The sequence below is a fragment of the Marinobacter iranensis genome (genome assembly GCF_029207565.1).
In the GTDB taxonomy this organism is placed as follows: Bacteria; Pseudomonadota; Gammaproteobacteria; order Pseudomonadales; family Oleiphilaceae; genus Marinobacter; species Marinobacter iranensis.
This window is the reverse complement of the sequence record NZ_JANCMW010000009.1, coordinates 163,242-175,099: the sequence shown is the minus strand read 5'-3', so window position 1 is coordinate 175,099 and position 11,858 is coordinate 163,242. Positions and strand designations below refer to the sequence as shown.

Genomic DNA, 11,858 nt, shown 5'->3' with positions numbered 1-11,858 from the left:
CTCCGTCAGGTCAGCGAAGGATAAACACCATGATACTAGCTGGATTCTTCCGTGTTTCCATCCACTGGAACGGCAAACCGCTGGGACGCAAGGTTGTTAATTGCGCCTCCACTTCCGTTCAAGCAACTCACGCTCTTCCTTGGGCCCGATTGGGGGAGCGACCATCATCCGGTCCAGTTCCTGGTCGAGCACGCTCCCGCCGCTCGCCGCCTGGTATTCATCAGGCGCTGGGGAGGACTCTGCTTCCGCAGCGGCCACCTGTTCCCAGGAACCCGCGCCGGTGCGGCAGGCGATGTGCTCCGACGCGGAGGCTTCAGTCTCCAGACGGAATTGACGGCACCATTGGCCGGCCTGGCTTTGGAACGTCAGTCTCGGCGTCAAGCTCGTTTGGACATTAACCTGGTAAACCTCACCGCTAGGCTGGCTATCCAGGACGTTCGCCACCGCTGGCGACACCGGATCGCTGTCCGTCGCCACCGTCAGCCATTGCGTCAACGCCACCCCTGCGATGATGGCGGCAGCGATGGCTTTACCCGTGTGCCCGGACAGCCTGCGCCACCACGGAAACGTAACCACGTTGTCCTGCGCGGGCACGGCGCTCCGGGAAGCCTGTTCCTCCAGCATTTGGGTGATCGATGCCGGCATGGGATGATCATCAATAGAGCCGTAATGCGCCTGCAGCTCCGCATCCACCGAAGCCATCTCGGCCAGTCGATCTGCCAGCGCTGGATCCTTCTCCAGTTGGTCCCGAACCGCTTCCATCTCCGCGTCGGTCAATTCGTTATCGAGGAAAGCCGACAGGGTTTCGTCAGTCATGTTCATGAATCGGTCCTCATGGTTACAGGCGCCAAGGCCTCACTTAGTGCCGCTCTGGCTCGGGCCAGTCGGCTCATCACCGTACCCTTGGGCACCTGCAGGATCTCAGCCACGATCTTGTAGGGCATGCCCTGGATCGCCACCAGGGATATGATCTGGCGCTGATCCTGTGGCAACCGTGCCATCGCAGCGTCCACCCGGTGCCATTCGATCTCCTTGGTGGTCTGGTGCTCGCCATTGATCACCTGGCCATCCGTCAACTCCGGGTGTTCCGCCGCTTCCCGCCGAACCTTGCGCGCACGACACTCGTCTATCCAGACATTACGGCAAACCCGGAATGCCCATTTGGTAAGATCGGCGTCGTCCGGCCTGTCCCGGGTCAACAAACGCTCCACCGTATTCTGCAGCAGGTCGTCGGCGTCTGACAGGGAGCCCGTCAACGAGTAGGCAAATCGTCGGAGCCTTGGTAATAATTCGGTGATTTCCTCTTGCATAGCCTTCAATTTCCAAAGGTGTTATCGGTAAAACGGTCGGGAAACCGATTTATTCCATGAACCAAGGAATTTTTTTTCCGCCGGGCCGTTGTATCGTATGAAACGCATCTATAGTCGGACGGGCACGATGAAACCTTTTTTCACGAGACAGTTGTTCCCTGTTATCGCACTTTGCACGCTTTCTGCGCCGGCCTTACCCCTCGGTGTGGGGGATGTAACCAGCGGTCAGGTAAACCCGATAACCCGCCAGGTCGAGCAGCAGACACAGCGCATGGTGGAGCAGGCCATGAACCGCCGCCTTGAGAAACAGGTCAGCGCGCAAGGCACCGAACTCAAGGAACGGCTCACGGAGTTACCATCGGTTCTTCCCATCCTCACGCGCCAGGGACAGAAAGCGTTCAATGATATCCAACTGGACGACGGTTTCCGGGCTGTGGAAAGTCAGTGGTTGGTAACCGGTACGGCTGCGGAACTCGCCAGCCTAGACCGGCCCGGGATCACGGTTCTGGAGCGCCGCGAGCTAACCGGCCTGGGAATGACCGTGGTACGGTTCCAGGTCGCGGCCGAGCTGGATTCCCATAAAGCCTTACAGGCCGCCCTTCCGAAGCTCACGGATCGGCTGGACCGAAACCATATCTACACGCCACAAACGGGCGCCACAGAGCCCATCCCCGAGACCGGAATGCCGCAGTGGCGCAGTCTCTGCACTGCACCGGTTCGCATTGGAATGGTGGATTCTTCAATTGCCAAAGACCATCCGGTATTTGGCGACGCACAAATTGTGCAGGAGCGTTTTCTGGCATTCGCGGAAATGGATGGGACACTGACTGAGCCTACGGTTCACGGCACGGCCGTTGCCAGCCTGCTGGTAGGCAAAAGCCCCGGTCGATGGCCCGCACGGCTGCCGGAGGCAACGATTTTCAATGCCTCCGTGTTCTATGACCGAGATCGTACTCTCTCTGGAGCCACACTTGGACATTTGCTGGAAGGCCTGAACTGGCTGGCCGGTCAGGATTTATCCGTTATCAACATCAGCCTGACAGGCCCGGACAACCAGCTTCTCGCCGCGGCTGTGACCCGCCTGAGGAAACGCGGCATGCTGCTGGTTGCAGCGGTGGGCAATCAAGGACCCTCTGTTTCGCCGTTATATCCGGCTGCCTACACCGATGTGATCGGTGTAACGGCGGCTGACAGGTCCGGGAAGCTCTACCGTTGGGCCAATCGGGGTGAGCAGGTGATGTTTGCCAGCAACGGAGTAGCTGTCCCGGTAGCACACCCTGATGCCGGCATGGTTGCAGACAGCGGTACCTCGCTGGCGTCTCCGGTGGTTGCCGCAGCGCTAGCCTGCCGACGCACCGAATTTTCGGAAGACAAGGCGGTTGAAACCCTTATTAACGAAGCGACGGATCTTGGCAGGCCTGGCCGGGACACCCGTTTTGGTCATGGCTTTCTGGATTTCTGACTGCGGGATTCAGAAATCCGCCCTGAGTGTCACCCCGGCCACCGTCTTGTCGTAGTCCGCGGAATCCACGTTCGAGGTGTACTGGCCCCAGGAAACACTGGGCTCAACACTGAACACTTTGTTGAGTCCGATCCGCCAGCTTGCCTCCAGAATCCACGCTCTGTCCGCCCGCTCATTGGTCGAACGTTCGCTAAGGTCTCCGGCCAGAGGATCATTCAGAAGTGGGCTGGAACTCGTTACGGTCACCTCCTCATACTCCCTGTCCTCGTAGCGCCAGCCAAACCGCAGCCGGTTATCCTCACCTGCCAGGGTAAACCGATGCACCAACGCTGCCCGAACCCGAAGCAGGTCGTTGTCATAGGCGCTTGCCTCCGCATCTTCGCGATCACCGTCGAGGCCGAGTAAGAAGTGGCTCTGAGCCTGGTTGAAAAAGAAAAATGCATCCAGACTGGCGCCCTGTATCTCGGCATCCCGCGCATCACTGTCATCGAACGCCTTGCGCTTGTCCTGCAGGCTGCCCCGCAGATAAACGTCCTCCCCGAGCAGGCTGCCCAGGTAGACACTGGCGCGCCGGAAATCGAGGAACGGGTCAGACCCCAGGGTTGCGTGGGAATAATAATAGCTGGTGCCAACGGTGACCGGATCGACGTCATAGCTGACATCGGCCGACAACAGGTGAATGTCCTGATCGAACTCACCGAGGTTCTGGTATCGTCTACCCGAGAGCGAATAACCGAGCGTCACGTTTAACCGCTCGGTGGGTTTCAGGATACCCTCAAGACCGGCGTCGAAAACCCAGGCCTGATCGCTCTCATCGGCGGACGTGTTCAATTCGTCCACGGTCACGTTGCTGTCGTGCTCGTAACCGCCTTCAAGGTAACCGTTCGCCGAAGCCTTCTCCTGCGCCTGAACTGTTAATGCTGGTGACGCCAGGCCAATGGCCAGCGGCAAGGTCAAAATGCGTGGAATCAACTGCATGTCTGCTCCTTTAAGTTGGGCGTCCAAAAGAAAGCCGGGCCATAAGGCCCGGCGAGTCTGAAGGAGTGGTTATAGCAGGCCGCCGCTGCCGGCACCTTTCACGGTCCCCTTGACGGTGTTCTGCACTTCACTCCTGACGCTTTCAGAAACAGACGTGCCGATTTGCTGACTGGTTTCAGCCCTGATCTCGGCATTTCGGGCCTCGTTCATGCGCTCCCGTGCCTGTTGGCGTTTTTCACCAGCCTCATCACGAGTAGTCTCCGCCGTGGCATCAGCGGTTGCTTGCACTTTCTGGCCGGTTTCAACACCGGTGCTGACCGCCTGACTGGCCCTTCCGCGGACCTCTTCGCTCACCACCTGGCGTTGGTCGGCAGCTTCGTCACGGGCGGCTTCGCCGTTGACCTTACCCTCTACGCTCGCGGAGGCACCACCGTTCGCGGAAACACCGTTCCGGGTGCTGGCTTCCGCGCTCATGTTGGTCTCAGCCTGCGCGTTGGCGTTGACCGAGCCGGAACCTTCGGCGGCAAAAGCGCCGGTGGAAAGAATGGAACAGATTGCAAGTGTCAGTACGTGCTTTGTCATGGTTACGTCCTCCTGTTTTTACCCGTTTCGGGTGGCTTTCATCAGGAGGACGGTTGAGGAAGGGATTTATTCCATATCAGGCCAGCGAAGGATCAAACTTACGGAAACCGTTCCTTCCGGATCTCTTGGTGGCATACATGGCCTTGTCGGCCTGGGATAACAGCGAACAGAAATCATTGGCAGTACCCGGGAAGGTGGCAACACCCACACTGCAGCCGACGGTAACCGCCCCCTTGCTCAGCTCCACCGGCTCTTTTACCTGGGCAATGATGCGTTCGGCAAGCGGCTCATAGGGATAGTAGCCGGCATTCTCCATGTTTCCAGATACCAGGAAGGCAAATTCATCGCCTCCCACTCTCGCGACCATTTCGCCCGCCCGCTGGATATCCCGAAGCCGGTTCGCGATCACCTGGAGCAAATGATCCCCTGTCATGTGGCCGTATCGGTCATTCACGTCCTTGAAACCGTCGATGTCGATCACGTAGAGCACTACCTCACCCTTATGCTTCCGACGCTGCTGGGCCATGGCATCTTCAAGGGTTTCCTCGAATGCGGAGCGATTATGCAAACCCGTTAACGAGTCGTGGGATGCCTTGTAAAGGATCTCCGCTTCCTTGCGTCGGTCTTCGGTGATGTCACGGGCGATGGCAAACAGTTTGGTGGTGGCATCACTGATGGCGGGGCAATACCAGGCGATCCACCGCCAACTGCCATCCTTTGCCAGATAACGATTCTCAAAGCTGATGCTGTCGCGACCGGTCCCCAGCCCTTCCAGTTCGTGGACCGTTATGCTCACATCGTCCGGATGCACAAAATCAATGAACGGGCGGGACATCAACTCTTCTCGGGTGTAACCCAGGGTATCTGTGAACGCCGGATTAACCCGCTTGAAATAGCCATCCATCCCGGCGATGCAGAGCATCTGAACGGAATGCTCAAAGAACCACTCCCACTCTTTAAGGCTTCGGTGGTAGTTTGCAAGCTGACTGGACAGCTGCTTCTTGCTGTCTATCAGTACATTGCGTTCCTGCTCCAACGCCTCAAGCCTGGTTTCAAGACATTCCAACCGCTCGACGTTCTCACGAAGCCGAGCGATAACCTCGCGATCAGAGTTTCCCTCCGTTCCCATACGCGTCAGCCTCCAAACAAAGGGCTTCTCCCGAACGCCACAAAAACGGAGCGTAGAAGAGGACGATCCTTCCTTTCAACATAGCACTCAGGGTTGACACTGTGAACAAATGTTCATGTATGGCGGTGGACCCAAACCACGTTTTCCCTATGCATAGGCACCATGGCCCGTCAACGTGCATCCCGCCAGGAATTCATCGCTTCCAGCCTGAGGCGCATCCGCTGGACATGGCTTCCTTCCCAATAGAGCTGGCGACAGGTGGAACATGCCAACACCTTCCGGGCGCCATTCTCGGGCACACCGGGGTGGAAGTTCCGGATCTCCCGGTCGCTGGCCAGGTAAAGCGGCGTATTGCAGTTCTTACAACGGCTGAACGGGGCGAAGCACCAATCCAGATCCAGCCTTCGGGTCAGTTCCCGTAGGCGAGCCTGCTCATCCCGGCCCGCCAGATGAAGAACGTAAAAAGGCGCACAGGCGAACTCCAGCAGATCCGCATCGGCGGTGACGATCCATCGCTGCTCGACACGGGCCTGATCCACCAACTGCCTGTCTGGCGAGCCCCTGGCGGGCAATGACGCATCGTAGCCGGCAACCCGTAGCCATTGCGCCAGGCCGTTCAACATTTCATCGCAAAGAAAGCGCAGCGGTGCCAGTGAACACAAGCTGCCTTCAATCACTTTCATAACATCCTGGCTACCACCTAGCCTTTGGGAACGTAAGGGCGCACATCCCAGCAGAAATAGCGTTTAAGGACGCTGTTTGCCTCGGGATCTTTCTGGCGCCAGCCGTAGACTTTGGGTTTGCTGGTTTCTATGGCGAGTGTACCAAATACCAGCCTGAAAGCCTTCTACCATTCCAGTTGCGCCCCAGTCTGGTACTCAATCACCCGCGTTTCAAAAAAGTTCTTCTCCTTGCGCATGGTGGCCTGCTCGTCCAGCCAGGGCGAGACATTCTTTGCGCCCGGGAATGGCTCTTCCAGGCCCACGGTTCTGGCGCGGCGGTTCGCCACAAAGCGAAACTGCTCGCTGTGATACTCGGCGGAGTAGCCGAGGATCGGGTCCCGCAGGATGTAGTTGGCGTAGGCGGTTTCAGCAGCCTCGGATTCGTCCCACATGTCGCGCACGGCTTTGGGGTCGAGGGTGATGTTTTCCTCCTCCAGGATCTGGTTCACCACTTTCAGGCCAAAGGAGAAGTGCATGGCTTCGTCCCGCAGGATGTACTGCAGCTGTTCGCCGGTGCCGCGCATCAGGCCGCGGCGCTGCAGGGCGAAGATGGGGCTGAAGCCGTTGTAGAACCAGGCGCCCTCGAACACCGCCGCAAAGAACAGGTAGGACATGATGAATTCCTGCAGGTCGTCCTTGTTGCGCAGATTCAGGTCAGAGCGCATGGCCGCGTCCAGCCGGCGGTTGGCCATCTGGATCTTGCCGTTGATGGCGGGCACCACCCGGTAGCGGTTATAGATCTCACTCTGGTCCAGGTTGAGGGTTTCGATGCAGTGCTGGTAGGCCCAGGTGTGCATGGCTTCCTCGTACACCTGCCGGGCCTGGTAGATCTGCAGTTCCGGGGCGCTCATTTTCTCCATTACCGCCAGGCCGATGTTGCGCATGGCCAGGATGTCGGAGGTGGTGAGATACGCCAGCACGTTTTCGTATACATGCTTCTCCGGTGCCGACAGGCGATGGTGATAGTCGTGAACATCCTGGGCCATGTTGACGTCCAGCGGCGTCCAGTGGTTCTTGTTGGCGTTCATGAAGTATTCCCAGGCCCAGGGATACTTGAACGGGGCCAGCTGGTTGATGTCGGTTTCGCCGTTAATGACTCGCTTGTCGTCGACGTTGACCGGGGCCGGGCCTTCGGGGGCGGCCGGTCTGGTTTGGGTAGTTGGTTCGTCGTCCCAGTTGAGCATGTTTTACCTCTGAATCTTGGTCTTCGTAGGTCGGATTAGCGAAGCGTAATCCGACATTTGTTGGTGAACGCTGGCTCGGTTGTCGGATTACGCTTTGCTAATCCGACCTACGGGGTGCGGCCTTCGGCTTATTGGCAGGCCTCGCAATCCGGCTCGTCGATACTGCATACCTGGGGCTGCGGCGCCGTCACCGTGGCGGTTTTCTCGGCACCGGTAGCACCCAGGGAACGCAGGTAGTAGGTGGTTTTCAGGCCCCGTTCCCAGGCCAGTTGGTATAGGGCGTCCAGCTTCTTGCCGCTGGGTTCAGCCATATAGAGGTTCAGGCTCTGGGCCTGGTCCAGCCATTTCTGGCGCCTTGCGGCGGCTTCCACCAGCCATCGCGGATCAATTTCAAACGCAGTGGCGTAGCGGGCTTTCAGCTCATTCGGAATGCGGTCGATCTGCTGCACGCTGCCGTCGAAGTATTTCAGGTCATTGACCATGACGTTGTCCCACAGGCCTTCGGCCTTGAGGTCGCGGACCAGTGAGGGATTGACCACGGTGAACTCACCGGAGAGGTTCGATTTCACAAACAGGTTCTGGTACGCCGGTTCGATGGACTGGGACACGCCCACGATGTTGGAGATGGTCGCCGTGGGCGCGATGGCCATGACATTGCTGTTGCGCATGCCGTTCTTCGCGACCAGCTCACGCACCGGGGTCCAGTCCAGGCGGCTGTTGGTGTTGAGGTTCAGGTCCCCGTCCCGGCGGTTTTCCTTCAACAGATTGACGGAGTCGATGGGCAGGATCCCCTGTTGCCACAACGAGCCTTCGTAGCTGTCGTAGGCGCCGCGTTCACCAGCCAGTGTGGCGGAGGCACGAATGGCGAAATAACTGATCCGCTCCATGGCCAGGTCAGCGAATTCCACCGCTTCCGGGCTGGTATAGGGCAGGTTGAGCTGGTATAGCGCATCCTGGAACCCCATCAGGCCCAACCCCACCGGGCGGTGCTTGAAGTTGGAGTTCTTTGCCTGGGGCACGGCATAGTAGTTAATGTCGACAACGTTATCGAGCATGCGTACCGCCGTGTTCACCGTACGCTCCAGGCGCTTCACATCCAGTTCGCCATCGCGGATATGGGCCGCCAGGTTGATGGAGCCCAGGTTGCACACGGCGATTTCATCGGCGCTGGTGTTCAGGGTGATTTCGGTGCATAGATTCGAGCTGTGCACCACACCCCGGTGCTGCTGTGGCGAGCGCAGGTTGCAGGGGTCCTTGAAGGTGATCCAGGGGTGGCCGGTCTCGAACAGCACGGTGAGCATCTTGCGCCAGAGTTGTTTGGCGGCGATTTTCTTGGACAGCTTGATTTTTCCCTGCTCCGCCAACGCTTCGTAATGCTCATAGCGCTCACGGAAAGCGTTGCCGTAGAGGTCGTGCAGGTCGGGCACTTCATTGGGGGAGAACAGGGTCCAGTCCTTGTCCTCCCGCATGCGTTCGATCAGCAGGTCCGGCACCCAGTTGGCGGTATTCATGTCGTGGGTGCGGCGGCGTTCATCCCCGGTGTTCTTGCGCAGTTCGAGAAATTCCTCGATATCCAGGTGCCAGCTTTCCAGGTAGGCGCAGACAGCGCCTTTGCGCTTGCCGCCCTGGTTCACCGCCACAGCGGTATCATTGACCACTTTCAGGAATGGCACCACGCCCTGGCTGCTGCCGTTGGTGCCCTTGATGTGGGAGCCCAGCGCCCGCACCGGTGTCCAGTCGTTGCCCAGGCCGCCGGCCCATTTTGAGAGCATGGCATTGTCGCGGATGGCGCCATAGATCCCTTCCAGGTCGTCCTGCACGGTGGTGAGATAGCAGGAGGAAAGCTGGGAATGCTGTGTGCCACTGTTAAACAAAGTTGGCGTGGAAGCCATGTAGTCGAAGGACGACAAGAGGTCATAGAATTCGATGGCGCGGGCGTTGGGGTCGTCCTCCTTCAGGGCAAGGCCCATGGCCACACGCATGAAGAACACCTGGGGCAACTCCAGGCGGTCGCCTTTCCAGTTCACGAAATAGCGGTCGTAGAGGGTCTGCAGGCCCAGGAAACCAAACTGGTAGTCCCGCTCCGGCTTGAGGGCAGCACCCAGCCGCTCCAGGTCAAAAGCCGCCATGGCCTCGTCCAGCAGGTCGTAGCGGATACCCTGGTGTATGAAGGCACTCAGCGTCTGGGGATAAATTTCCGTCAACGGCAGGCTGAGGGGCAGTTCCAGGGCGGTAGCCGTTTCCAGCCGCAATTGCTCCAGCAGCAAGCGTGCGGTTACCGCACTATAGTCCGGCTCTTGTTCTATGCGACCGCGTGCGGTCATGATCAGGGCAGAGAGGACTTCTTCCTCGGCGATACCGTCGTACAGATTCCGCAGCGCCCCTTCCACCAGGGATTCACCGTTAATACCCTCCAGCCCCTGGCTGGCATGCTCCACCTGGAATTTCATCAGTCCCAGGTCCAGCGGTGCCACTTCCCCGTTGGCTTTCTTTACCGTCAGCGTGGGGTGCGCTTCCACCGGCGCCAGGCTGGCGCGCTCCTGGGCGTGGGCTTCCCGGTAGAGGACGTAGGCACGGGCCACCTTCTGTTCCTCCGCCCGCATCAACGCCAGTTCCACCTGGTCCTGAATGTCTTCAATGTGCACCTTGCCGCCGGCCTTCAGGCGGCGGCTGATGGCCTGTATGACCTGATGGGTAACCCGCTCGACCGAGTCATGAATACGGGCAGAGCCGGCGGCTTCGTCACCTTCCACGGCAAGAAAAGCCTTGGTCACCGCAACACTGATCTTGGCGGGGTCAAAGCCAACGAGAGTGCCGTTGCGTTTAATCACCTGCAGGGAAGCGGTATTGGATGTGGCAGATTGGCCGGGCTCGGCCAGGGTGGCGGTGGACATATCGGTTCTCCTGAATACGCGTGGTTTTCCATGTCCTTCGCGCAGGCAGAGAATCGGGGGCATCACCGTGCTTCACGCGGCACCGTAGGTCGGATTAGCAAAGTGTAATCCGACAATGAAGCCAACGTTTACCAGGTTGTCGGATTACGGCTTTGCCTAATCCGACCTACGGGTGGTGTCATTCCGATCTGCTCACCTTATACGCGAAGGTGCAGTTGTTTCCCTGGCAGGTCTTCGGACTCAGGGGCGTGAACCGTGTGGTTCGGCCTTACGTGACGACTTCCCGGCGTTAGCCAGTGTCTTTATGCCACGCTTGTTCCCCAATACCGCTGCGCGTCAGTTCCGGAGTCTCACCGGATTCCCTACACCAAGCGTTGTGGATAAGATAAACACAACATCTAGTGTATAACCAAGGATCTTGACACTATATTCTTAAACTCCTGATGGAACAACCCAGTGTTCGGTGCCCGTCGTTACCTTGACACGTTTGGCTGTTTCGGGCGAAGTACAGAGTCCTGTTTTACCGGAGCCTCATTGCCAGATGCCGATCATCCAAAAACTGCGCAAGCTGTTCGCCGGCTATCTGACCGAACTTTCGGGCTACAACCTGATGGCGATGCTCCTGTGTTATACCATTCTGTCCTGGATCGGGCTTATGTTGGCCGGCGAAACCGCGTTGATTCAGCCAGAACGGTTTTTCTACTGGCTGGTGGTCACTGCGTCCACCGTTGGCTACGGCGACTTTTCGCCATCAACCACAGCCGGACGCGCGTGGACTGCCGGTTTTATCGTTCCAGCAGGTCTTAGCCTGTTTGCGATCACCATTGGTCGCGTGGGCGCGTTTGCGGTGCATCACTGGCAGAAAGGAGTGAAAGGTTTGAAGGATTTCCAGACACTGACCGGCCACATCGTGGTTATCGGATGGAACGATACCCGCACTTTGCACCTGCTGGAACTTCTGCTGAAAGAGGAATCCCTCAGCAAGTCAGGCAGGACCATCGTTATGGCGGGCGACAGCCCCGAAGAAAACCCGATGCCGGAGAAAGTTCACTTTGTCAGGCTGAAACAGTACACCGACGAGCTGGAACTGAATCGAACCGGCCTGGCACGCGCCAGCTGTATCATTGTCGACACACCGGAAGACGACATTACACTCACCTGTTCGCTGCTCTGCTACCAGTTGAACCCCAAGGCGCATATGATCGCTTACTTCAACAATGAACGGCTGAGCCAGCTGCTGACACATCATTGCCCAACCGTTGAGTGCACACCGTCAGTTGCAGTAGAGATGCTTGCAAAATCCGCAGCCGATCCCGGCTCCAGCACCTTGCACCATGATTTGTTAAGCGTAGCCGGTGGTATGACCCAGTTTTCTCTGACAGTGCCCGAAAACACTACCGACCATACCGTGGGCGATCTGCTACGGCCTTTCAAAGCGCATTTCGACGCACTGATCATCGGCGTGCTGCCGCGGGCGGCCAAGACTATCGAGATCAACCCCACTGTTGATTTCCCGATCCAGGCCGGCGCGAGGATTTACTACATTGCTAATCGGCGCATTCATGCCTCCGAGTGGGAAAAACTGATTTCCGATTGA

10 protein-coding genes and 1 riboswitch are annotated in these 11,858 nt (G+C 58.3%); of the genes, 2 read left to right on the top strand and 8 right to left on the bottom strand.

Translation table 11 applies throughout. The annotated features are described in order from the left end of the window. Positions 1–96: 96 nt before the first annotated feature. Together NLU14_RS14775 and NLU14_RS14770 are read right to left on the bottom strand one after the other, a co-directional pair. Positions 97–822, bottom strand: a complete 726-nt coding sequence (locus NLU14_RS14775) for an anti-sigma factor (protein WP_275707798.1) — start codon at positions 820–822, stop codon at positions 97–99. Next, positions 819–1,310: an RNA polymerase sigma factor gene (locus NLU14_RS14770; RefSeq protein ID WP_275707795.1), complete on the bottom strand. Its 492-nt coding sequence runs from the start codon at positions 1,308–1,310 to the stop codon at positions 819–821. The genes NLU14_RS14775 and NLU14_RS14770 overlap by 4 nt, the downstream gene beginning before the upstream one ends. A 127-nt stretch (positions 1,311–1,437) precedes the next feature. On the opposite strand from NLU14_RS14770, the gene NLU14_RS14765 reads away from it, so the two are divergent. After that, on the top strand, positions 1,438–2,772 hold the full coding sequence (locus NLU14_RS14765) for a S8 family serine peptidase (RefSeq protein ID WP_275707794.1): 1,335 nt from the start codon (positions 1,438–1,440) through the stop codon (positions 2,770–2,772). A gap of 9 nt (positions 2,773–2,781) precedes the next feature. Here the strand turns inward: NLU14_RS14765 and NLU14_RS14760 are convergent, their stop codons facing one another. From NLU14_RS14760 to NLU14_RS14735, 6 genes are all read right to left on the bottom strand, one after another. Next, on the bottom strand, positions 2,782–3,750 hold the full coding sequence (locus NLU14_RS14760) for a surface lipoprotein assembly modifier (protein WP_275707792.1): 969 nt from the start codon (positions 3,748–3,750) through the stop codon (positions 2,782–2,784). A gap of 69 nt (positions 3,751–3,819) precedes the next feature. Further along, positions 3,820–4,332 carry a hypothetical protein gene (locus NLU14_RS14755; RefSeq protein ID WP_275707790.1) on the bottom strand — a complete coding sequence of 171 codons (513 nt, stop codon included), beginning with the start codon at positions 4,330–4,332 and terminating at the stop codon, positions 3,820–3,822. Positions 4,333–4,408: 76 nt separating this feature from the next. Continuing rightward, positions 4,409–5,461, bottom strand: a complete 1,053-nt coding sequence (locus NLU14_RS14750) for a diguanylate cyclase domain-containing protein (protein WP_275707788.1) — start codon at positions 5,459–5,461, stop codon at positions 4,409–4,411. Positions 5,462–5,631: 170 nt separating this feature from the next. Then, entirely contained in the window at positions 5,632–6,144 is a 513-nt protein-coding gene (locus tag NLU14_RS14745) for a Mut7-C RNAse domain-containing protein (RefSeq protein WP_275707786.1), read from the bottom strand. Positions 6,145–6,308: 164 nt separating this feature from the next. Further along, positions 6,309–7,367, bottom strand: coding sequence for a ribonucleotide-diphosphate reductase subunit beta (locus tag NLU14_RS14740; protein WP_275707784.1), 1,059 nt, complete (start codon positions 7,365–7,367; stop codon positions 6,309–6,311). Positions 7,368–7,495: 128 nt separating this feature from the next. After that, entirely contained in the window at positions 7,496–10,261 is a 2,766-nt protein-coding gene (locus NLU14_RS14735) for a ribonucleoside-diphosphate reductase subunit alpha (protein ID WP_275707782.1), read from the bottom strand. 208 nt (positions 10,262–10,469) lie between these two features. Further along, positions 10,470–10,685: riboswitch (cobalamin riboswitch) on the bottom strand. A 39-nt stretch (positions 10,686–10,724) separates the two neighbouring features. On the opposite strand from NLU14_RS14735, the gene NLU14_RS14730 reads away from it, so the two are divergent. Next, positions 10,725–11,858, top strand: a complete 1,134-nt coding sequence (locus tag NLU14_RS14730) for an ion channel (protein ID WP_275707780.1) — start codon at positions 10,725–10,727, stop codon at positions 11,856–11,858.